The organism is Minwuia sp. (assembly GCF_048007105.1).
GTDB lineage: Bacteria > Pseudomonadota > Alphaproteobacteria > Minwuiales > Minwuiaceae > Minwuia.
The window spans coordinates 3,131,037-3,152,380 of record NZ_CP180352.1; the positions used below are offsets into that span (position 1 = coordinate 3,131,037).

The window sequence follows — 21,344 nt, forward strand, 5'->3', positions numbered from 1 at the left end:
CCGCCTACATGGTCGAATTCGGGTTGTAGGGCAGGTCGGTATTGCCATAGTCCACGCCCATCCGGTGCAGTTCGGACGTCACCTGAGAGCGGTGATGGGTGGCGTGATTGAACATCTGCATCAGCAGGAACTGGCGCGGCAGGCTGGTGCGCCTGTTGGCCGCCGGTCGCGTGAAGGTGACCGTCTCGGCGAACCAGTCGGCATCGACCTCGCCGAAACGTGCTTCGACCGCCGCATCGAAGTCGCGCCGTGCGTCGCAGAGCATGCTCCAGTCGGCACAGAACGGCTTGCCGGGTTCGAATACCGTCGGCGCCTCGCCGCTGTCGGCCAGCCGGAACAGCAGGTCGTCGACCATCAGGATGTGATCGAGGGTCAGCCGGATCGAGCGGAAGAACATGCCGCGATCCTGCTCGCGGGCCTCTTGCCCGATCTCCCGGCAGATTCCGTACAGCTTCTCGTTCTGCCATTCGTTGTAGCGGGCCATCTCGATGCCCCAGCCTTGCGCGTCCATGCCATACCCCCACCGCATTCCTTCGCGGGCGCGTTTCGACTAACGTGCCGCCGCAACAGAACTAGGGCGAGCGGGAGGAGAAGGCCATGTTCATCGCAGGTGCGTGGAGCGAGGCAAAGTCGGGCGCGGAATTCGGCGTCCTGAACCCGGCGACGGGCGAGGAAATCACCACCGTGCCGGACGGCGGGCAGGAAGCTGCGAAGCGCGCGATCGACGCCGCGCATGCAGCCTTCCAGTCCTGGAAACACACCACCGCCTATCAGCGCGCCGAGATCCTGCGCCGGGCCTACGATCTGATGATCGAGCGCAAGGAGCATCTCGCCCGCACCATGACGGAAGAGCAGGGCAAGCCGATCAAGGCCGCTCGCACCGAGGTTCAGTACGGCGCGGACTACCTGCTCTGGTTCGCCGAGGAGGCGAAGCGGAACTACGGCGAGACCATTCCTTCGGCCCGCGCCGACCAGCGCTTCATCGTGCTGCACCAGCCGGTTGGTGTGGTCGCCGCCATCACGCCCTGGAACTATCCGGTCTCGATGATCACCCGCAAGGTCGGGCCGGCGCTCGCCGCGGGCTGCACCGTTGTGCTGAAGCCGGCCGAGGCGACGCCACTCTGCGCCATCGAGACCTTCAAGATCCTGATCGATGCGGGCGTGCCGGACGGCGTCATCAATCTGGTCACGGCGCTGGACCCGAAACCCATCGGCGAGGAGTTCTGCACCAATCCGAAGGTCCGGAAGCTGACCTTCACCGGCTCCACGGCTGTCGGCCGGATGCTGGCCGGCAAGGCCGCGGCGAACATGAAGCGCGTTTCCTGCGAACTCGGCGGCCACGCGCCGTTCATGGTCTTCAAGGATGCCGATCCGGTGCACGCGGCAAAGGGCGCCCAGGCGGTCAAGTTCCTGAACACCGGCCAGGCCTGCATCAGTCCGAACCGCATGTATGTCCACAAGAGCGCTGAGGACGCCTTCCTGTCGACGCTGTCGAGCCGGGTTTCCAAGCTGAAGGCCGGCTCGGGATTCGAGGAGGGCGTCGCTATCGGGCCGCTGGTCAACCCGGCGGCCGTCGACAAGGTCGCCCGTCAGGTCGAGGACGCCGCCGCGAAGGGCGCCGAGATCGTCACCGGCGGCAAGCGCCTGACCGAGGGCGACCTCGGACGCGGCTACTTCTATGCGCCGACGGTGCTGCACGGGGTCGACCCGTCGATGGACATCTACCGCGAGGAGACCTTCGGGCCGGTCGCGCCGGTGATCACCTTCGAAGACGAGGAAGAGGCGCTCGCGCTTGCCAACGACACCGAATATGGCCTCGCCGCCTACGTCTACACCCGCGACATCACCCGGGCGATGCGCATGTTCGAGGGGCTGGAGTTCGGCATCATCGGCATCAACGACATCAACCCGACGTCCGCGGCGGCGCCCTTCGGCGGCTGGAAGAATTCGGGCCTGGGACGCGAAGGCGCCCGGGAGGGTCTTGGCGAGTATCTGGAAACCAAGATGGGCGGCTTCTCGATCTGATCAGCCGCCTGTCTGCTGCTCCAGCATCCGCAGCGCCTGGAGAACGGTCTGGCGGCGGATGAAGGTGCGGCCGCGATCGGCGAAGACGTGACGCTGGTGCAGGGTCGTTCGCCCCTTGCGGGCGCAGGCCAGATGGACCAGCCCGACCGGCTTCTCGGCGCTGCCGCCGCCCGGACCCGCGACACCCGTGACCGCCACCACGACGTCGGCGTTCGAGTGCTGCAGACCGCCTTCCGCCATGGCGATGGCGACTGGCTCGGAGACCGCGCCGTGGCGCTCGATCAGGCCCATGGGCACGCCGGCCAGTTCGTTCTTCGCCTCGTTGGAATAGGTGACGAAGCCGCGGTCGACCACGTCCGAGGAACCGGCGATCTCCGTCAGCAGTCCGGCGATCAGGCCGCCGGTGCAGCTTTCGACGCTGGCGGCCTTGAGGCCCCGAGCCCGGAAGATGTCGAGCAGGCGCGCCGAGGCGGCGGTCATGGCGGGATCGAACATCAGAACAAACTCCAGAGCCAGTGGATGAGAAGGAGACAGATCGCGGCGAGTATGCCCGCAATGATGTCGTCGATCATGGTGCCGAGCGCGCCCTTCACGCGCCGGTCCGCCCAGCCGACGGGGCCGGCCTTCCAGATATCGAACAGCCGGAACAACAGGAAACCGGCGAGCAGCCAGACCCAGCCGGCGTCGGGCGCGGCGAGATAGGTGGTCCAGAGACCGGCAACCTCGTCAATGACCACTTCCGAGGGGTCGTTCTGGTTGCGGACGCGCTTCATGTGCCGGTGTGCGGCCCACCAGCCGATCAGGAAGGCGAGCACCACGCCGGCTGCCAGCCAGGATCGCCCGCCATACTCCAGGATCGCCCAGCCTGCCGGAACACCGGCAACCGTGCCCCATGTCCCGGGCGCCGGGCGGATGAATCCGGTCCAGCCCCAGGTGGCCACAAAGGTCGCGACGCGGTTGATCACGCGCTGTCCCGCGGCAGGGCAACGGTGCAGACCGCCTGGGCGGCGATACCTTCTCCGCGGCCCGTGAAGCCCAGCTTCTCGGTCGTGGTCGCCTTGACGCTGACCCGGTCGATCTCCAGCCCGCAGATCCCGGCGATCCGGGCCCGCATGGCCTGTCGGTGCGGCTTGATCTTTGGCGCCTCGCAGATCAGCGTCGCGTCGATCGAGACGATCTCGCCGCCGCGCGCCGTGACCCGTTCGGCGGCGAAGCGCAGGAATGCGTCCGAGGGCGCGCCCTTCCATTGCGGATCGGTGGGCGGGAAGTGATCGCCGATATCGCCGTCGGCAAGCGAACCGAGCAGGGCATCCGTGATGGCGTGAAGCCCGACATCGGCGTCCGAATGTCCTGCCAGACCAAGCCTGTAGGGGATTTCGATGCCGCAGAGGATCATCGGCCGCCCCTCGGTATGGCGGTGAACGTCGAAGCCGCTGCCGGTCCTGTATTCGATCGCCGGCGCGGTGGTCGCTGTCCCGTCGCTGGCGATGCCGCGGGCGCGCTCCAGATCCTCGGCCGTGGTGATCTTGAAGTTTCGTTCCGAGCCGGGCACCGCCGTCACGCTCAGCTGCGCTGCGCGCGCCACGGCTGCGTCGTCGGTCAGGTTTCGGCCAGCCGCGGCGCGATGGGCCGTCAGGATCGCTTCGAAGCGAAACCCTTGCGGGGTCTGCGCACGCCCGAGCGTATCCCTGTCGACTTCGCCGGCCACGCGTCCGCCGTCGATCAGCTTGATGCTGTCCGCCACCGGCAGGACGGGCAGAGCGCCGTCTTCGGTTTCGAGCGCCTCAATCACCGCAGTGATGGTCGCGGCATCGACGAAGGGGCGGGCGGCGTCGTGGATCAGGACCTTTCCGACGCTGTGGTCCTGTAGCGCCTCCAGCCCGTTGAGGACGGATTGCTGCCGGCTGTCGCCGCCGGCTGCGGGGGGCAGCAGAGGCAGATCGCCGACTGCCGACAGATAGAGCGCTTCGTCCGACGGCGTGTAGACCACCAGCACCAGATCGATCAGCGGATGCTCAAGAAACGTGCGGACGGTGCGCCGAAGTACGGGGCCGTCGCCAAGCGCTACATACTGTTTGGGCAGCGGCGCACCCAGGCGCGTCCCGCGCCCGGCAGCCACGATGACGGCGGCGTTTGTCATGGCGGGGACGCTACACCACGCATGGCTCTGATGCGCCAGCAAAAGTGACGCGCTGCTTGCGCGGAAGGGAATCCTGCGCGATAAGTGTCTTAGTTTTAATCAGTCCCGTAAAATGGTCATCGAATGAGCATTTTGATTGGACGGCTGAAGCTGGACGGCAAGGTTCTGCTGGCCCCGATGTCGGGCATCACGGACCCGCCGTTCCGGCGCGCCGTCAAGCGGTTCGGGGTCGCGCTCGCCTTCTCCGAGATGGTCGCGGGGCGGCAGGCGCTGACAGGCCAGGACCGCGCCACGCGTATGATGGAAGGCGACGGCGTCGGTATCCGCGCTGTTCAACTGGCCGGCTGCGACCCCGTCATAATGGCGGACGCCGCCCGGTTCAATCAGGACCGCGGCGCAGAGATCATCGACATCAACATGGGCTGCCCGGCGAAGCAGGTGACGGGCGGTTATGCCGGCTCGGCGCTGATGCGCGATCTGGACAAGGCGCGCAGCATCATCGAGACCGTTGTCGGTGCCGTGGATCTGCCTGTGACCCTGAAGATGCGGACGGGCTGGGACGAGGACAGCCGGAATGCCCCCGAACTGGCGCGGATCGCCGAGGCATGCGGCATCCGGATGCTGACCGTCCATGGCCGCACCCGCTGCCAGTTCTACAAGGGGCGCGCCGACTGGCGTTTCATCCGGGAGGTGAAGCGGGCGGTGTCGATCCCCGTCATTGCCAACGGCGATATCCTGGACGCCGGCGATGCGCGTCGTTGCCTTGCCGAATCCCAAGCCGACGGGGTCATGATCGGCCGCGGCGCGCGCGGCCGGCCCTGGGTTCCGGCTGCGATCGAAGCGGAACTGGGCGGCGGGATGACTGGCGCGCCGGACCTTGTCTCGATCGGCGAGATCGCGATGCGCCATTACGCCGACCTCATTGCGATGGGCGATCTGGAACAGACCGTCCGGATCGCGCGAAAGCATCTCGGCTGGTATGGCGAGCATCTGGCCGATCCGGCGGGCTTCCGCAGCGAGGTCATGACCGAGACCGATCCGGACCGGGTTCTCTGGTCCATCGAGCGCCATTTCGTCGCCGATGCCGGCAGGGCCGCGGCATGAAGCCTCCGAAGCTGCACGAGGCCGTCGTCAACGCCCTTGCGGATCCGGTGCTCGTTGCCGACAGGGACGGCCGCATCATGCTGGCCAATCCGGCGGCCGAGGAATTCTTCGGCGTCGGCCAGTCGATGCTGCGCCGCCAGACGATCAGCGACATCGCGCCGTTCGGCAGCCCGCTGCTCAGCCTGTTCAGGCAGGCCACGGAAGCACTTGGCGCGATCTCGGAATATGGCGTGCTGCTCGGGACGCCGAAATCCGAGGTCAAGACCGTCAACATCCAGCTTTCGCCCATTGTCGAACAGCCCGGCTCGGTGGTGATCCAGATCGAGGAACGAACCATGGCCTCGAAGATGGACCGGTCGCTGACCCATCGCGGCGCAGCGCGGGCCGTCACAGGGATGGCCGCCGTGCTGGCCCATGAGGTCAAGAACCCGCTGTCAGGCATCCGCGGCGCGGCGCAATTGCTGGAAGCGGGGCTCGAGGAAGACGACCGGGAGCTGACCGGCCTGATCATCGACGAGGTCCAGCGCATCGTGGCGCTGGTCGACCGCATGGAGGCCTTCAGCGATCCCCGGCCTTCCGAACGCAAGGGCTGCAACATCCATCAGGTTCTGGAACGGGTGAAGAAGGTCGCCGAAAGCGGGTTCGGCAAGTCCGTCCGCTTCATCGAGAACTACGATCCCTCGCTGCCGATGGTGCTGGGCAATCAGGACCAGCTGATCCAGGTGTTCATGAACCTGGTCAAGAACGGCTGCGAGGCTGCGCCCGACGGCAAGGGCGAGATCACGTTGAGCACGGCCTACCGGCATGGCGTGCGGCTGGCGGTTCCTGGCAGCGCCGAGAGAGTCGAACTGCCGCTCGAGGTTACCATCGCCGACAACGGCCCCGGCGTGCCCGAAGACCTGCGCCAGCACATGTTCGATCCCTTCGTCTCGACCAAGCCCAGCGGCACCGGCCTCGGCCTGGCGCTGGTGGCCAAGACGATCAACGACCACGGCGGAATCATCGAATACGACGCCTCCGGACGGGGCGCGGTCTTCCGCATCTACCTGCCTGTCGCCAAGTCCGGAAAGAGGAAGGACAAGTCATGAGCGCCCGATCCGTTCTGATCGCCGACGACGACCGCAGCATCCGAACCGTGCTGGGGCAGGCGCTGGGCCGAGCCGGCTTCGATGTCCGGACCACCGGAAACGCGGCCACGCTCTGGCGCTGGGTCTCGGACGGCTCGGGCGACGTGGTAATCACCGATGTGGTGATGCCCGACGAGGACGGGCTCGACCTGCTGCCGCGTATCCGGAAACGGCGTCCGGAACTTCCTGTCATCGTGATGAGCGCGCAGAACACGCTGCTGACAGCGGTGAAGGCGACGGAACGCGGCGCCTACGAATACCTGCCCAAACCCTTCGATCTGAAGGAACTTCTGGCCATCGTCGACCGTGCGCTGAACCAGCCGGCGCAGAGCGAGAAGCGCAAGCAGGATTCCAGCGACGACGTGCTGCCGCTGATCGGCCGGTCGGCAGCGATGCAGGAGATCTACCGCGTCATGGCGCGTCTGATGACGACCGACCTGACAGTGATGATCACCGGCGAGTCGGGCACCGGCAAGGAACTGGTGGCGCGCGCACTCCATGATTATGGCCGCCGCCGCAACGGGCCCTTCGTGCCGGTGAACATGGCTGCGATCCCGCGTGAACTGATCGAAAGCGAGCTGTTCGGCCACGAGAAGGGGGCTTTCACCGGCGCCGCGCAGCGCAATGTTGGCCGTTTCGAGCAGGCCGAGGGCGGCACGCTGTTCCTCGACGAGATCGGCGACATGCCGCTGGAGGCGCAGACGCGGCTGCTCCGTGTGCTGCAGCAAGGCGAGTACACCACTGTCGGCGGCCGCCGGCCGATCCGCACCGATGTCCGCATCATTGCGGCGACCAACCGCGACCTCCGCCAGCAGATCGGGCAGGGTCTTTTCCGCGAGGACCTGTTCTACCGCTTGAACGTGGTCCCGATCCGACTGCCCCCGCTCAGGGAGCGGCGCGAGGACATTCCGGATCTCATCCGCCATTTCATGAACCGGGCGATCGAGGAAGGTCTGCCGCAGAAGTCGATCGATCCGGCGGCCATGGAACGCCTCGTCGCCTATCGCTGGGCCGGCAATGTCCGCGAACTGGAGAACCTCGTCCGGCGTCTCGCGGCGCTCTATTCCGAGGACATCATCACCGTCGAGATCATCGAACGGGAGCTGGCCGAGCCGTCGCCCGCCGTGGCGACCGAGACCAATCCGGCCAGCGAGAGTTCTGGGCGCGGCGGTCGAGTACCATCTCAGCCGCTACTTCGAGGCGCATGGCGACGAACTGCCGCCGCCGGGTCTTTACGACCGGGTCCTGAAGGAAATCGAGAAGCCGCTGGTGTCGCTGTCCCTGGCCGCGACGCGCGGCAATCAGCTTCGGGCGGCGGACCTGCTGGGCCTGAACCGGAACACGCTCCGCAAGAAGATCCGCGAACTGGACATCAAGGTCATCCGCGGCTCGTCGCTCTAGGGTTTCGGCATGCTGTCATCCATCAGGATGCGCTGACTGGCACCCTCCGGATCCTCGTATTGTCCGGACCGCAAGGCCCAGAGGAAGGCGGCGAGACCCGCGCCGCCCAGCAGCAGGGCAATCGGGATGAGAATCACCAGGACGTTCATGCATGCACCTCCCTCGCTCCGGGAACCGTGTCAAGCGCCCGGCGGGCCGAAACGCCGCTTCTCCCGCGCAACCGCAGCGCGTTGAGTGTAACGACAATCGACGAACCGGACATGGCAATGGCCGCGACCAGCGGCGATGCGCCGCCCAGTACCGCGATCGGGATAGCGACCATGTTGTAGACGGCTGCGATGGCAAAGTTCTGAAGGATCAGCCGCCGGGCAAGCCTGGCCACCGACCGCGCCACGGGCACGGCTTCGAGACTGCCGCCGGTGAAGATCAGGTCAGCTGCAGCGCGGCCGACATCCGTGGCCTCGGCGGGCGCCATGGACACATGGGCCGCGGCCAGCGCCGGACCGTCATTGATTCCGTCGCCGACCATCAGCGGCTTCAGGCCCTCGGCCTTCATTGCTTCCAGGATGGCGATCTTGTCTTCCGGGCGCTGGTTCGCGCGCCAGTGCGCGATGCCGGCGGCGCGGGCGGTACGGATGACGGCTCCTTCATTGTCGCCGGAAAGGATGGACGGTTCGAGCCCCGCAGCGTTGAGCTCGGAAATGGTCCGGGCGGCGCCCGGCCGCAGTGAATCGGCAAGCACGGCGTATCCGTCCGGCTCACCGCCGATCGAGAACCAGATTTCGGACTCTCCGCTGTCCGGCGCGGCCCCGCCGGGACCCGCAAATGCCCGCGCCCCGAGACGGACCTCGTGTCCGTCTGCAATGGCCGACAGGCCTTCGCCCGGATGCTCTCGGACTTCGGATAGGCGCGGCGCCGGCGCGTCAGTGGCATGGGCCGCGAGCGCGCGGGCGAGGGGGTGGCGGCTCTGACGGGCCAGAGCGGCCGCCAGCGGCAGGTCCTTCTCCGGAATGGTGCATGCGTTCACGACGGGCGATCCCGTCGTCAGCGTGCCCGTCTTGTCGAACACGGCACGGTCTGCTTCGGCCAGCCGCTCCAGCGCGCCGCCGTCCTTGACCAGAATGCCGGCCCGGAACAGTACGCCGCTGGCGACGACCTGGACCGCCGGAACGGCCAGTCCGAGAGCGCAGGGACAGGTGATGATCAGCACCGACACGGCGATCCAGAGGGCATCGCCCCAGGCTGCGCCGGCAACCGTCCAGCCGATGAAGGTCAGCAAAGCTGCCAGATGCACCGCGGGCGCGTAGATCCTTGCGGCGCGGTCGGCCAGACGGACATGGCGTCCGCGGCCGGATTCGGCGTTCTCCATCAGGCGGACGACCTGGGCCAGCCAGGTGTCGTCGCCGGTTGCTGTGACGCGCAGCTCCAGCGGCGCGTTGAGGTTCATGGAACCCGCCTGGACCTTGTCGCCGGCGGTGATGTGCACAGGCTCGGATTCGCCGGTCACGACCGAACGGTCGATGTCGCCATGTCCGGAAACCACCGCCCCGTCGACCGGAATCCGTTCGCCTGCGGCAACCAGCACACGGTCGCCGGGCTGGATGGCATCGATCGGAACCCGCTCGTTTATTTCGCCGGAAATGCGCGTGGCTTCGGCCGACCAGAGCGAGAGCAACTGGCTGACGGCCGAGCGGGCGCGGGCGCGGACCCGGTGATCCAGATAGCGGCCGACCAGCAGGAAGAAGAGCAGCATGACCGCCGCGTCGAAGAACGCTTCCTCGCCGCTCAGGAACACGGATTTGAGGCTGAGCGCGCCGGCCAGGATGACGGCCAGCGAGATCGGCACATCCATGTTCAGGCTGCGCGCCTTCAGCGCCTTCCAGGCCGAGCGGAAGAAGGGCTGGCCGGCATAGGCGATGGCGGGCAGGGCGATCAGCGCCGAGATCCAGTGGAACAGGTCGCGGGTGGCGCCCTCGGCGCCGGACCAGACGGAAACCGACAGCAGCATCACGTTGCCCGCGGCGAACCCGGCGACGGCGAGCGAGCGCAAGAGATCGCGGCCCTCGCGGTCCTCGTTGGACGTGCCGGCTTCCGCGGCGTCGAACCGGCGGCAGTCATAGCCCAGCGCCTCGACGGCGGCGATGATCGATCCGGCGTCGCCGGACGGACCCAGGGTGACGCGGAGGCGGCGCGTCGTGAGGTTGAGGCGGGCGTCGCGCACGTCCTCCCGCCTGGAGAGCGCGCCCTCGATCTTCGAGATGCAACCGGCACAGTGAACATCCGGGACAATGAGCTCGACCACGTCCCCGCCGGCCGCCGTTCTGCGGGCCTGTGGCGGGCGCGTCTGGGTTGGGGCGACGGTGCAGCAGCTCATCTGCCCGGCTCCACCTCGAAGTGGAAGATCTTGCGGTAGGTCTCGCCCGCGGGGCCGGTCACCAGGATATCGGCCTGCCACTTGCCGCCGCCGAGCGGCAGGTCGGCGTGGAAGGCGCCGTCTGAAGCCAACGCCAGTTCGACGGTCCGGTCATCGCGCGCGGTCACCGGGCTGGCCGACCTTCGCAGTGACGGTCGCGCCTTCGACCGCGATCCCGTCCCGGTCGTGGAGACGGACGATCAGTTCGCCGTTCTCGCGGATGGCGGCGAGACGCCAACCGAGTTCTTCCTGGGCCCGCGCCTCGGCCATGTTGCGGTTGAAGTTCTGGCTGGCGACGTAGCTGTTCTTCACGACCAGGCCGTTGTCCGACCGGAGCGCGAACACCGTCAGCGTCAGATTGACCGCGATGATGACCCCGAAGAAGGCGACGATTGTGATGAGCACGGTGCGTCCGGTGACGGGGCGGGGGGTACGGGTGGCATGTGCCATGGTCAGTCCTCCGGTGCGTAGAGGCGGGCGCCGTAGTGGGCCTGTTCGATGCCCACCAGGTCGGTGACGCTGAAGCTGAAAGGGTTCTCGCCGGGTTCGAGTTGTTCGCGCGGGGCAGCGACGAAGACCTTGAGACTCAGGACCTTGTCGGCCTCGAGTTCGAATTCGCGCGTGCGGCTCGGCCAGAGATCCTGTCCGGCAACGGTCATCAGCGCGTCCGGTATGCCGGAGACCTGCAGAAGGACCCGGCGGGCCTGCTGCTCCATGTTCAGGATCTTGATTGTGTAGCCGTTGCGGATCTGGCCGTCGGACAGCTGGACGTAACGCGGATTGCGGTCCGCGAGGACATTGATGTCCAGCCGGTCGCGGCTGATCAGGACGGCCAGCATCGCCACGCCGACCGCCGCCCAGATGCTGGTGTAGACCAGAGTGCGGGGCCGGAAGATGGTCTTCCGGACCGGCGGCGGGGTGCCGCCCTCGGCCGCCGTCTCGTAGGAGTTCAGGCTGGTGTAGGAGATCAGGTCCGGCGTGCCGCCGGTCTTCGCCATCACATTGTTGCAGGCGTCGATGCAGAGCGCGCAGTTGATGCATTCCAGCTGGGAGCCGTCACGGATGTCGATGCCCATCGGACAGACGGCTACGCACTGGTTGCAGTCGATGCAGTCGCCAAGGCGGGCCGCGTCTGCCGTCTTGCGGTGCCGGCCGCGGGGCTCGCCGCGCCAGTCGTTGTAGGTGACGGTCAGCGAGTTCTCGTCCAGCATCGCCGCCTGGATGCGCGGCCAGGGGCACATGTAGGTGCAGACCTGTTCGCGCATCATGCCGCCGAAGATGAAGGTCGTCGCGGTCAGGATGGCGACCGTGGTGTAGGCGACGCTGCTCGCCTCGCCGGTGAAGAGGTCGACGAAGAGCGTCGGCGCGTCGGCGAAATAGAACACCCAGGCGCCGCCGGTCGCCACGCCGATCAGTACCCAGATCAGATACTTGGACAGTCTCTTTCGGATCTTGGTGAAACCCCAGGGCGCCTTGTCGAGACGGAAGCGGGCGTTCCGGTCGCCGTCGATGAACCGTTCGACATGGACGAAGAGGTCGACCCAGACGGTTTGCGGGCAGGTATAGCCGCACCAGGCTCGGCCAAGCACGGAAGTAACCAGGAACAGGCCGATGCCGGCCATGATCAGCAGGCCGGCCACGTAGTAGAATTCCTGCGGCCAGATCTCGATGAAGAAGAAGAAGAACCGGCGGTGCTCCAGATCGATCAGCACCGCCTGGTCCGGGACCCCGGGACCGCGGTTCCAGCGGATCCAGGGCGTGATGTAGTAAATCGCGAGCGTGACGCCCATGATCCACCACTTGAGGCGCCGGAAGGTTCCGGACACCCGCATCGGATGGATCGCCTGGCGGGCCTTGTAGAGGGACCGCTTCCGCCGGTTGTTGACGGCTTCGACGTCGATCTTGTCGACTTCGGGCGTCACGCTCATGGATCTACTCGCCTCCGCCGAGAGAGTGGACGTAGATCGCCAGCTGCTTGAGCGTGGCGTCCTGCAGACGGAAGTTCCACGCTGGCATCACACCATGCTGCGGCGCATGGACCTGACGCTGGATGTCCCGCACGCCGGACCCGTAGAGCGCGATCGGGTCGGCCAGGTTGGGCGCACCCTGGCTCTGGTCGCCCAGACCCTTCTCGCCATGGCAGGCGGCGCAGTTCTCGTCGTAGACCGTCTTGCCGGCCTCGGCGAGGCTGGCCTCGTGCTCGCCGCCACTCAGCGCAACGACGTAGTGGGCGACCTGCTCGACCTGCTCTGCGTCCAGAATGCCGTCCCGTCCGAAGGCAGGCATCTGCGAGAAGCGGGTGTCATCGTCCCGTTCGTAACGGATGCCATGCTGCAGCGTGGCGTAGATGTCTTCCACGGTGCCGCCCCAGAGCCAGTCGTCGTCGTTCAGGTTCGGATAGCCCGGGCTGCCCTGCGCACCGGAACCGTGGCACTGGGAGCAGTTGACGAGAAATGCGGCCCGTCCGCCGCTGACGGCGTAGCTGAAGGTCGCCGCGTCGGACCGGATCTGGTCGAAGGGCAGGGTCTCGACATTCTGGATCAGGTCGGCCTGTTCGGCCCGCGCGATGCTGATCTCCTTCTCCACCTCGGCGCGGCTGGAGTAACCCAGCAGCCCGGGGGTGGCCTCGGAAATCAGCGGCCAGGCAGGAAACGCGATCGTGTAGCCGATGGCCCAGATGATGGTGATGTAGAAGGTGTAGAGCCACCACCGCGGCAGCGGGTTGTTGAGTTCCTTGATACCGTCCCATTCATGGCCGGTCGTATCGATGCCGGTGACGTCGTCCTTGTCTTTGCTGCTCATGACTTGGGCCTTTCATCGTCCGAAAGGGGGATGTGTCCGCACTTGCGGTAGTAGGATTTGGCGCCGGGCCGGAAGAGGAAGCCGACCGCAGCCAGGAACATGAGGACCAGCAGGACCAGTCCCCATGTGTCGGCGAGGTGCCGTGCGATTTCGTGATCCATGCCGCTCACCTGTAGTTCTCGTCGGCCTGGTAGGCGGAGAAGTCCACCAGCGTGCCGAGCATCTGCAGATAGGCCACCAGAGCGTCCATCTCGGTAAGCCGGCTCGGGTCGCCGTCGAAATCGCCGACCTGGGCCTTCGGGTAGCGCGTCTGAACGCCCTCCCAGTCGGCATCCGGATCGGCCTGATCGCGCATGTCGGCCTCGGCCAGCTCGATCATCTCGTCGGTGTAGGGCACTCCGACCGCCCGGTTGGACTTCAGGTGGGCGACGATGTCGTCCGTCCTGAGGTCCTTCTCGGCCAGAAAGGCGTAGGGCGGCATGATCGATTCGGGCACGACCGAGCGCGGATCGATCAGGTGCTGGACGTGCCACTCGTTCGAGTAGCGCTGTCCCACCCGGGCGAGATCCGGGCCCGTCCGCTTGGACCCCCACTGGAACGGGTGGTCGTACATGCTCTCCGCCGCCAGGCTGTAGTGGCCGTAGCGCTCCACCTCGTCCCGCATCGGCCGGATCATCTGGCTGTGGCAGGTGTAGCAGCCCTCGCGGATGTAGACGTTCCGTCCCGCCAGTTCGAGCGGGGAGTAGGGACGGACCCCCTCCACCTTCTCGATCGTGTTCTGCATGTAGAACAGCGGGGCGATCTCCACGATGCCACCGATGGAGACCACGATCAGGCTGAGCACCATCATGAGCGTGGCGTTCTTTTCGATGATTTCATGCTTGAACATCATTCTCTCTCCCGATCAGGCGGCCTGGCCGACGGCGTCGGCCGGGGCCTTCGCCGGTACCGCGGTGATGGTCTTCCAGATGTTGAAGGCCATCAGGACCGCGCCGGCGATGTAGAGCGCCCCGCCAAGCGCACGGATGACGTAGAAGGGATGCATGGCCGCGACGGTCTCGGCGAAGCTGTAGACCAGGAAGCCGTTCGCATCGTATTCGCGCCACATCAGGCCCTGCATGATGCCGCTGACCCACATCACGGCCGCGTAGATCACGATGCCGATGGTGGCGAGCCAGACGTGCCAGCTGACCAGTCTGAGGCTGTACAGCCCTTCCTTGTTCCAGAGCCGCGGCACCAGGTAGTAGATCGCGCCGAAGCTGATCATGCCCACCCAGCCGAGCGCGCCGGAATGCACGTGCCCGATGGTCCAGTCGGTGTAGTGGCTGAGCCCGTTCACCGTCTTGATCGACATCATCGGACCCTCGAAGGTCGACATGCCGTAGAAGGCGATGGCGATGACCATCATGCGGATGATCGGATCGGTCCGCAGCTTGTCCCAGGCGCCCGAGAGCGTCATCAGACCGTTGATCATACCGCCCCAGCTGGGCATCCACAGCATGATCGAGAACACCATGCCGAGGGTCTGCGCCCAGTCGGGCAGGGCGGTGTAGTGCAGGTGATGCGGGCCCGCCCAGATGTAGAGGAAGATCAGGCCCCAGAAGTGCACGATCGACAGGCGGTAGCTGTAGACCGGCCGTTCGATCTGCTTCGGCACGAAGTAGTACATCATGCCCAGGAAGCCCGCGGTCAGGAAGAAGCCCACAGCATTGTGGCCGTACCACCACTGGGTCAGGGCATCCTGCACGCCGGAGAAGGCGACGTAGCTCTTGGAGCCCAGGAACGAGACAGGCACCGCCATGTTGTTGACCAGATGAAGCATGGCGATGGTCACGATGAAGGCGAGATAGAACCAGTTCGCGACGTAGATGTGGGGTTCCTTGCGCTTGAACAGCGTGCCCAGGAAGATCGCGAGATACGCTACCCAGACAATGGTCAGCCAGATATCGACGTACCACTCGGGCTCGGCATATTCCTTGGACTGGGTAACGCCCAGCAGGTAGCCGGTAGCCGCCAGCACGATGAATAGCTGATAGCCCCAGAAGACGAACCAGTGCAGGCCGCCGAGCGCCAGACGCGTGCGGCAGGTGCGCTGCACGACGTAGAAACTGGTGCACAGAAGTGCGTTGCCGCCGAAAGCGAAGATCACCGCGGAGGTGTGCAGCGGCCGCAGACGTCCGAAGGTGGTGTATTCCAGTCCCAGGTTGAGAGCCGGAAAGGCCAGCTGCAGCGCAATCACCAGGCCGACGAGGAAGCCCGCCAGACCCCAGAACACGGTCGCGATCGCGCCAAAGCGGACAACGCCGTCGGCATAACCGGCCGGATCTTCCTTCGGGGCCTCGCCGAAGCGGCGAAGCATGGCCCACAGGCCGATCAGACAGGCAATGGTGAAAACCCAGGCGTGGGCCTGGAACAGTTCGTCATGGCCGCGGGCTGCGCCGAACAGGCCGGCGACCGCCCCCAGGGCCATGAGAACCATGACTATAACATTGGACATGGGAGTCCCCCTTCTTCTCCGCGTTCAACTTACTTGCGGCGGTGCAGCAAATAGGACGGACAGCGCGAGCCGGTCTTGATCTGGGTCAAATCGGCAATCGCCGTATGTGAGACGTTTTGAAGGGCTTCGCGCGCCACAGGTCCCCCGGCCGGGCCGCGCCAACGGAGACGGTTCGCACATGAAAAAGGCTTTGACCCATTCGCCGCTCGGTCTCGCGATCAGCGAGCACCTGCGGCTCGAGGCCGAACGCTCCACGACGTTCGCCGCCGAACACCGGATGATCAACGAGCTCTGCGACGAACTGGAAGAGATTGCCGACGGTCTGCCGACGCCGCCCCGGCCGCAGCAGTTGCGGCTGATCTCCGCGGCGCTGAAGGCCGGGATCCCGGCGCATTGCCGGCAGGAAGAATCGGAACTGCGCGGATACCTCGCGCGCTGGCCGGACGCGCCGCCCTATCTGATCGCGGCGGTCGAGCAGCTGGCCACCGATCATGCCGAGAACGAGCCGCTCGGATTCGAACTGGCCGACATTCTGGACCATGCAGCGGAAGTCGGTGTCATCCGGAACCCGGATGCGCTCGGCTATCTGATGCGTCTCTACTTCCATACCATGCGACGCCACCTGGCCTGGGAGGAATTTGTCGCGTCAAGGTTGTTCACCGACGCCGAAGTCGACTGATCAGCTGTCGACGCTGCCCGCGTCCCGCAAGGCCTCCATGTCGAGCACAGACATCTCGCGGGTCGCGTGCAGGCGGATGATTCCCGAGGATTTCAGCTTGCCGATCTGCCGGCTGACCGTCTCGATGGTCAGCCCGAGATAGTCGGCGATTTCCGTCCGGCTGAGCGGCAGCTCGAAGCGGACTTCCTTCATGTCGTCCGAATGTGCACAGCCGATCATGGGTGTCCGCCGGGCGATCAACTCGATGAAAGACGCGACCTTCTCCGCGGCGGTCTTGCGTCCCAGCAGCAGCATCCAGTCACGGGCGGCGTCCAGCTCGTTCAGCGTGTCCTGAAACAGCCGCATCTCCAGTCCCGGATACTCCTTCAGCAACCGTTCGAAGCCCGCCCGGGGAAAGATGCAAAGCTCCAGATCGGTCGCCGCCTCGGCGAAGTAGGGGCTGCGGTCCTTGTAGGCGCGGCCCAGGAAATCCGGCGCGAACTGCAGGCCGACGATCTGCTGCCGGCCGTCGCTGAGCAGCTTGGTGAGCTTGACCGCCCCGTGCACGATGTTGGCGAAGTAGTCGACATGGTCGTCGGCATTCATGATCGGCTCGCCACGCGCCAGGAGTTTCTGATGAGCGATCGCGTTCAGGGCGGCGAGCTCGCGCTCGTCGAGGGCCCCGCAGACGGACTTGTGACGCACTGCGCAGATCTGGCAGCGGCTGACGGTCCTGGTCTCGGTCTGCATGCGCAAGGTCCGGCGCTCCACCCCATTGTTGCAGGGGCAAAGACTAACGCCAGCCGGGCGCGCATCCAAACGTTGAGAGACAGCGCGACAAACTGACCGGACCCGAAACGGCGTCCCCTTTTAGAGCGGCAAGGCGCGGGATGGGCGGCGCCGCGAAAACTTGCAGAATTTGACCCGGATCAAAAGCCGGCCTCGGCGCACCGCCATACTGAACCCATCACACGAACGGAGGTTCGCCATGGCGATCAAGGACATTCTTCTGCATCTCGACCCCGACACCGACATGAAGACCGACATCGCGGCAGCCGTCGCGCTGGCCGAGGCCAACGACGCCCATCTCGCAGGCCTGTATGTGTCGGTGCCGGCGAGCCAGGTGCCGGCCTTCACGATGGTCGGCCTGCCGCCGGACCTCATGGAGTCCATCGAGGCGCGCGAACGCGAAGCGGAGGCCGCCGTCCACAAGATCTACGAGGAGGCGCTCTCGCGTTCCTCGATCGCGGTCGACTACCGCCGCGATTCGGGCAGCGCGGCCGCGGTCGCCGATGTCATCGGTCAGCACGCCCGGCACTCGGACCTGCTGATCATGGGGCAGTCGCGCCCCGACACGACGCGGGCCGGCGGGCATGAAGTTGTCGAGGAGGCCATTCTGGCGGCCGGACGGCCGGTGCTTGTCATGCCCTATACGGGGACCCGGCAGACCTTCGCGAAGAACGTCGTGGTCGGCTGGGACGGCAGCCGTGAGGCCGCCCGGGCGCTCGGCGACGCGATGCCGTTGATCGAGAAGGCCGACAAGGTGCATGTCATGGTGGTCAACCCCGACAAGCGCCGCGGCGCGCATGGCGAGATGCCGGGCGCAGACATCTCCACGCATCTGGCCCGGCACGGCCTCAAGGTGGAACTGGATGTCGAGAATGCCCGCGATATTGATCCGGCGAACTTCATCCTGTCGCGCTGCGCCGATATCGGAGCCGATCTTCTGGTCATGGGCGCCTTCGCGCATTCCCGGATCCAGCAGACGCTGTTCGGCGGCGTCACGCGGTCGATCCTGCAGCAGATGACCGTGCCGGTCCTGCTGTCGCACTGACCGGCGTCAGCCGAAGCGGCTCTCGCGGTCGCGGATGATGGCCGAGAGTGTCTGGTTGTAGGGCGTGGCGATCCCCAGTTCTGCACCCAGCACCTCGGCCATTCCATTGATGGCGCCGATCTCCGAGCGCCTTCCCGCCATGTGGTCCAGCAGCATGGACGGCCTGGCGTTCGGCATGTTCCGGCCGAATTCGGTGACATAGGCGACCGGATCGTCGAAGCCGAAGCGCACGCCCCGTGCGACACCCAGCGCATGGATTTCCAGCGCGCAGCCCTTCGCGATTTCCCAGCGGTCGCGGGTGTCCAGGATCTCGCCGATGGTGCAGCCGAACACGGTGCAGGGCGCGCTGTAGGTCGCGTTGCAGATGAACTTCTCCCAGACCAGCTGCTCGATGTCGTCATAGGCCTTCACGTTGAATCCGGCATCCCGCCAGACCTGCGCAATCCTTTCGACGCGTTCGGTCAGGCCGCCATTGATCTCGCCGATCCGGATCAGGCTCATCGAGTTGTGGTGCGCGTGACCGGGGCCGCGCATCGAGGCGCCGAAGCCTGCCGCAACCCCGAGCAGCACGTTGGCGGTGTCCATGTGCTCCGCGATCCGTTCGCCCGCACCCAGCCCGTTCTGAATGGTCAGCACAAGGGAATCGTCCCGCATCGAAGCCGCAACGTCCCGGGCGGCCGGCCCGACGCCGTCGGCCTTTGTGGCGATGATGTAGAGATCGCAGGCGCCCGCATCGGACAGGCTGGTGGCAGCATGAATGCCGGTCACCGTCCGGTCGCCGCTCGCGCCCTCGACCCGGAGTCCGGTGGACGCGATGGCATTGATGTGTTCCTTCCAGATATCGATGGCCCAGACCTCGTTGCCGGCATCGGCCAGAAGCGCGGCGTAGACAGAGCCCATTGCGCCGGCTCCGACGATGGCGATCTTCATCCTTTGCCCTTCCGTGCTTCCGTCACCCCGACCGTGTATCATGCGTGCACATGGGGCGGGACCGATGAACGAACGGCTGACCGAAGATTTCCGCATGGCGCTGGAGCGCCAGGAACTGAGTCCGGCATTTCAGCCGATCTGCGAGCTGGGGGCCGGTCGGCTGGCGGGCGCCGAGGCGCTGATGCGCTGGCGGCATCCGGTTCATGGCGCTGTCGGCCCCGACACCTTCATTCCGCTCAGTGAACGCGACGGCTCACTTGATGCCCCTGGCGTCTGGATGGTCGAACAGGCGCTGACCGCCTTGTCTGACTGGCGCGACCGGGGGCGCGAGGAGCTGTTCGTCGCCGTCAACCTGTCGCCGGCCCAGCTGCTCTCCGACGATTTCACCGGCGCCTGCGAGTTCCTGCTGGCCGAGAGCGGCCTGGAGCGGGAGGCCCTGCATCTGGAGATCACCGAAACCTCGCCGGTGGCGCTGGACAAGGCAGTCGATCAGATCGAGGCCCTCCACCGGGCCGGGTTCCACCTCTCGATCGACGATTTCGGGACCGGGTTCTCCTCACTCGCCTATGTCCACAAGCTGCCGTTCCGGACCATCAAGATCGACCGCTCCTTTGTCCGCGACCTGCCCGACGTGCGCGAGGCACGGGTGATTGTCGCCTCGGTGGTGCGCCTGGCCCACGAACTCGGGATGACGGTCGTCGCCGAGGGTGTGGAAACCGAAGGCCAGCGGGCGTTCCTGGATGGCGAGGGCTGCGACCTTGCGCAGGGCTTTTTCTACGGCCTGCCGATGAGCGCCGCCGACTTCGGCACCCGGATCTAGGCCGGCTTGCTTCGGGACTTCGGTCGGCCGTGGACATGGTCGGGCAGGTCGCCCGGACGCGTGGCGTTGGTCAGCGGGCGCTGTCCGAACTGCCCGTGGGCCATGACGCGGTCGTACATGACGATGGCGCCGGCGGTCGCGACGTTGATGCAGAAGCTCGTCGGGATGCGCACGACGTGGTCGCAGCGCGCCAGCATCTCTCCGGTCAGGGAGCCCCGCTCGGGCCCCAGCACATAGGCGGCCGCGAGCGGGTGGTGAAAGCGCGGCAGGTCGACCGCCTCGTCGGTCAGTTCGACGCCCACCAGCTTGCACTCGTGCGGCAGCCGGAAATCCTCAGGGCTTTCGTAAGCATACCAGGGGATGTTCCGGGGCGCGGCTGACGTGTCGGACCTGGCCTTCCAGACCTTGTAATCGGCCTCGATCGTGAAGACGAAACTGGCACCGAAAGCGTGCGCTGTGCGGAACAGGTTGCCTGCATTCATCGGTTTGGAAAAACGCCAGACGCCGATCCCGAAATAGCCGCGCACCGATTCATGCTCCATAGTCTCTTGCCCCTGCTATGGACCGGGAGAAAAAGAATGACAAGCAACGGCCCAATCCGGATCGCAGCCACGCGGGGCGGGGCGGTCGAGAGTGTGCACAGCGTCCACGCGGTCGTCGCCGGACCGAACGGGGATGCGACGCATGTCTTCGGCGACCCCGACCGGGTCGTCTTTCCGCGTTCCTCGCTGAAGGCCATCCAGGCATTGCCGCTGATCGAGAGCGGCGCAGCCGACCACTTTGTCTGCAGCCCCGCCGAACTGGCGCTGGCCTGCGCCAGCCATGAGGGCGAGGGATTCCATACCGACACGGTCACGGCCTGGCTCGACCGCATCGGACTGGATCCGGAGGCACTGGCTTGCGGTCCGCAATGGCCCAGGCGGGATGTCGACTACCGTGAGATGGTGCTTGCCCGGCAAGAGCCTGGCCGGGTCCACAACAACTGCTCGGGCAAACACACCGGGATGCTGGCGACGGCGCTGCATCTCGGCGAAGCGCCGGCGGGGTATGCCAGCCGCGCCCATAACGTCCAGAAGCGCGTCTTCGAGGCAGTGGAGGCCCTGTCCGGCGAGAGCCTCGACGATGCGCCGGTGGGGATCGACGGCTGTTCGGCGCCCAATCCCGCCCTTCCGATCCGCTCCCTGGCGGTCGCCGCGGCGCGTTTTGCCGAAGCGTCGCCGGAACGGCTGGGCCATGCCAGGGCCGATGCCTGCCGCCGGCTGCTGAATGCCATGGTCGCCGCGCCCGAGATGGTCGGCGGCACCGATCGCTTCGACACCGATCTCATCCGGGTCTACAGCGGCCGCGTCATGAGCAAGACCGGGGCAGAGGGGTTCTACATGCTCTATCTGCCCGAAAGGCGGCTCGGGATCGCACTCAAGGCCGAGGACGGGACGCCGCGCGCGTCGACTGCCGCCGTGTGGTCAGTCCTCGAACGGCTTGGCTTGCTCGACGGTCAGGCCGAGAACGCACTCCGCCACCACTGCCGCCCAGAAATCCGCAACTGCGACGGCCTGGTCACCGGCGAGATCGTCGACATCAGTTAGGCTCGGA

23 protein-coding genes and 1 pseudogene are annotated in these 21,344 nt (G+C 66.2%); 8 read left to right on the forward strand and 16 right to left on the reverse strand.

What is annotated here, in order from left to right:
• Nucleotides 1–4: 4 nt before the first annotated feature.
• Nucleotides 5–511 (reverse strand): DinB family protein, encoded by a 507-nt coding sequence (locus tag ACMVY4_RS15200; RefSeq protein WP_416896857.1) that lies wholly within the window; start codon nt 509–511, stop codon nt 5–7.
• 86 nt (nt 512–597) lie between these two features.
• Between ACMVY4_RS15200 and ACMVY4_RS15205 the strand changes: the two genes are divergently transcribed.
• Nucleotides 598–2,025: an NAD-dependent succinate-semialdehyde dehydrogenase gene (locus ACMVY4_RS15205; RefSeq protein ID WP_416896858.1), complete on the forward strand. Its 1,428-nt coding sequence runs from the start codon at nt 598–600 to the stop codon at nt 2,023–2,025.
• Here the strand turns inward: ACMVY4_RS15205 and ACMVY4_RS15210 are convergent, their stop codons facing one another.
• From ACMVY4_RS15210 to ACMVY4_RS15220, 3 genes are read right to left on the reverse strand one after another with little or no spacing between them, the layout of a single operon-like run.
• Entirely contained in the window at nt 2,026–2,520 is a 495-nt protein-coding gene (locus ACMVY4_RS15210) for a CinA family protein (RefSeq protein ID WP_416896859.1), read from the reverse strand.
• Complete coding sequence (locus ACMVY4_RS15215; protein WP_416896860.1) at nt 2,520–2,990, reverse strand: phosphatidylglycerophosphatase A; 471 nt, start codon at nt 2,988–2,990, stop codon at nt 2,520–2,522. The genes ACMVY4_RS15210 and ACMVY4_RS15215 overlap by 1 nt, the downstream gene beginning before the upstream one ends.
• On the reverse strand, nt 2,987–4,165 hold the full coding sequence (locus ACMVY4_RS15220; RefSeq protein WP_416896861.1) for a bifunctional 2-C-methyl-D-erythritol 4-phosphate cytidylyltransferase/2-C-methyl-D-erythritol 2,4-cyclodiphosphate synthase: 1,179 nt from the start codon (nt 4,163–4,165) through the stop codon (nt 2,987–2,989). The genes ACMVY4_RS15215 and ACMVY4_RS15220 overlap by 4 nt, the downstream gene beginning before the upstream one ends.
• A gap of 123 nt (nt 4,166–4,288) precedes the next feature.
• Here ACMVY4_RS15220 and dusB point away from each other — a divergent pair, with 123 nt between their 5' ends.
• The 3 genes and pseudogenes from dusB (at nt 4,289) to ntrC (ending at nt 7,797) form a co-directional block, all read left to right on the forward strand.
• Entirely contained in the window at nt 4,289–5,269 is a 981-nt protein-coding gene (gene dusB, locus ACMVY4_RS15225; protein ID WP_416896862.1) for a tRNA dihydrouridine synthase DusB, read from the forward strand.
• Complete coding sequence (locus ACMVY4_RS15230; protein ID WP_416896863.1) at nt 5,266–6,357, forward strand: two-component system sensor histidine kinase NtrB; 1,092 nt, start codon at nt 5,266–5,268, stop codon at nt 6,355–6,357. Before dusB ends, ACMVY4_RS15230 begins: the two co-directional genes overlap by 4 nt.
• Nucleotides 6,354–7,797 (forward strand): annotated as a pseudogene (gene ntrC, locus ACMVY4_RS15235) (nitrogen regulation protein NR(I)). The gene ACMVY4_RS15230 and the pseudogene ntrC overlap by 4 nt, the downstream one beginning before the upstream one ends.
• Here ntrC and ccoS read toward each other — a convergent pair.
• The 9 genes from ccoS to ccoN all read right to left on the reverse strand — a co-directional run bounded on the left by ccoS (nt 7,794) and on the right by ccoN (nt 15,509).
• Nucleotides 7,794–7,946, reverse strand: a complete 153-nt coding sequence (gene ccoS, locus ACMVY4_RS15240; protein ID WP_416896864.1) for a cbb3-type cytochrome oxidase assembly protein CcoS — start codon at nt 7,944–7,946, stop codon at nt 7,794–7,796. The pseudogene ntrC and the gene ccoS sit on opposite strands and share 4 nt — an antisense overlap.
• Nucleotides 7,943–10,099, reverse strand: a complete 2,157-nt coding sequence (locus ACMVY4_RS15245; RefSeq protein WP_416896865.1) for a heavy metal translocating P-type ATPase — start codon at nt 10,097–10,099, stop codon at nt 7,943–7,945. The genes ccoS and ACMVY4_RS15245 overlap by 4 nt, the downstream gene beginning before the upstream one ends.
• Nucleotides 10,100–10,167: 68 nt before the next feature.
• Nucleotides 10,168–10,338: a hypothetical protein gene (locus ACMVY4_RS15250; protein ID WP_416896866.1), complete on the reverse strand. Its 171-nt coding sequence runs from the start codon at nt 10,336–10,338 to the stop codon at nt 10,168–10,170.
• On the reverse strand, nt 10,322–10,660 hold the full coding sequence (locus ACMVY4_RS15255; RefSeq protein WP_416896867.1) for a FixH family protein: 339 nt from the start codon (nt 10,658–10,660) through the stop codon (nt 10,322–10,324). The genes ACMVY4_RS15250 and ACMVY4_RS15255 overlap by 17 nt, the downstream gene beginning before the upstream one ends.
• A 2-nt stretch (nt 10,661–10,662) precedes the next feature.
• Complete coding sequence (gene ccoG / locus ACMVY4_RS15260; RefSeq protein WP_416896868.1) at nt 10,663–12,138, reverse strand: cytochrome c oxidase accessory protein CcoG; 1,476 nt, start codon at nt 12,136–12,138, stop codon at nt 10,663–10,665.
• A gap of 4 nt (nt 12,139–12,142) precedes the next feature.
• Nucleotides 12,143–13,012, reverse strand: coding sequence for a cytochrome-c oxidase, cbb3-type subunit III (gene ccoP, locus ACMVY4_RS15265; RefSeq protein WP_416896869.1), 870 nt, complete (start codon nt 13,010–13,012; stop codon nt 12,143–12,145).
• Nucleotides 13,009–13,173: a cbb3-type cytochrome c oxidase subunit 3 gene (locus ACMVY4_RS15270; RefSeq protein ID WP_416896870.1), complete on the reverse strand. Its 165-nt coding sequence runs from the start codon at nt 13,171–13,173 to the stop codon at nt 13,009–13,011. The genes ccoP and ACMVY4_RS15270 overlap by 4 nt, the downstream gene beginning before the upstream one ends.
• Nucleotides 13,174–13,178: 5 nt before the next feature.
• Complete coding sequence (gene ccoO / locus ACMVY4_RS15275; protein WP_416896871.1) at nt 13,179–13,904, reverse strand: cytochrome-c oxidase, cbb3-type subunit II; 726 nt, start codon at nt 13,902–13,904, stop codon at nt 13,179–13,181.
• A gap of 12 nt (nt 13,905–13,916) precedes the next feature.
• Nucleotides 13,917–15,509: a cytochrome-c oxidase, cbb3-type subunit I gene (gene ccoN / locus ACMVY4_RS15280; RefSeq protein WP_416896872.1), complete on the reverse strand. Its 1,593-nt coding sequence runs from the start codon at nt 15,507–15,509 to the stop codon at nt 13,917–13,919.
• Nucleotides 15,510–15,687: 178 nt separating this feature from the next.
• Between ccoN and ACMVY4_RS15285 the strand changes: the two genes are divergently transcribed.
• On the forward strand, nt 15,688–16,188 hold the full coding sequence (locus tag ACMVY4_RS15285) for a hemerythrin domain-containing protein (RefSeq protein ID WP_416896873.1): 501 nt from the start codon (nt 15,688–15,690) through the stop codon (nt 16,186–16,188).
• Here ACMVY4_RS15285 and ACMVY4_RS15290 read toward each other — a convergent pair whose 3' ends face one another.
• Complete coding sequence (locus ACMVY4_RS15290; RefSeq protein ID WP_416896874.1) at nt 16,189–16,917, reverse strand: Crp/Fnr family transcriptional regulator; 729 nt, start codon at nt 16,915–16,917, stop codon at nt 16,189–16,191.
• 238 nt (nt 16,918–17,155) lie between these two features.
• Between ACMVY4_RS15290 and ACMVY4_RS15295 the strand changes: the two genes are divergently transcribed.
• Nucleotides 17,156–18,001 carry a universal stress protein gene (locus ACMVY4_RS15295; protein ID WP_416896875.1) on the forward strand — a complete coding sequence of 282 codons (846 nt, stop codon included), beginning with the start codon at nt 17,156–17,158 and terminating at the stop codon, nt 17,999–18,001.
• Between the two features lie 6 nt (nt 18,002–18,007).
• Here ACMVY4_RS15295 and ACMVY4_RS15300 read toward each other — a convergent pair whose 3' ends face one another.
• Nucleotides 18,008–18,931 (reverse strand): ketopantoate reductase family protein, encoded by a 924-nt coding sequence (locus ACMVY4_RS15300; RefSeq protein WP_416896876.1) that lies wholly within the window; start codon nt 18,929–18,931, stop codon nt 18,008–18,010.
• A gap of 64 nt (nt 18,932–18,995) precedes the next feature.
• On the opposite strand from ACMVY4_RS15300, the gene ACMVY4_RS15305 reads away from it, so the two are divergent.
• Nucleotides 18,996–19,751 (forward strand): EAL domain-containing protein, encoded by a 756-nt coding sequence (locus ACMVY4_RS15305; protein ID WP_416896877.1) that lies wholly within the window; start codon nt 18,996–18,998, stop codon nt 19,749–19,751.
• Here the strand turns inward: ACMVY4_RS15305 and ACMVY4_RS15310 are convergent.
• The gene (locus ACMVY4_RS15310) at nt 19,748–20,278 is read right to left on the reverse strand and encodes an RNA methyltransferase (RefSeq protein WP_416896878.1); all 531 of its coding nucleotides are present in this window, start codon (nt 20,276–20,278) and stop codon (nt 19,748–19,750) included. The genes ACMVY4_RS15305 and ACMVY4_RS15310 overlap by 4 nt on opposite strands.
• A gap of 51 nt (nt 20,279–20,329) precedes the next feature.
• Here ACMVY4_RS15310 and ACMVY4_RS15315 point away from each other — a divergent pair, with 51 nt between their 5' ends.
• On the forward strand, nt 20,330–21,337 hold the full coding sequence (locus ACMVY4_RS15315; protein WP_416896879.1) for an asparaginase: 1,008 nt from the start codon (nt 20,330–20,332) through the stop codon (nt 21,335–21,337).
• The last annotated feature ends 7 nt before the right edge of the window (nt 21,338–21,344 follow it).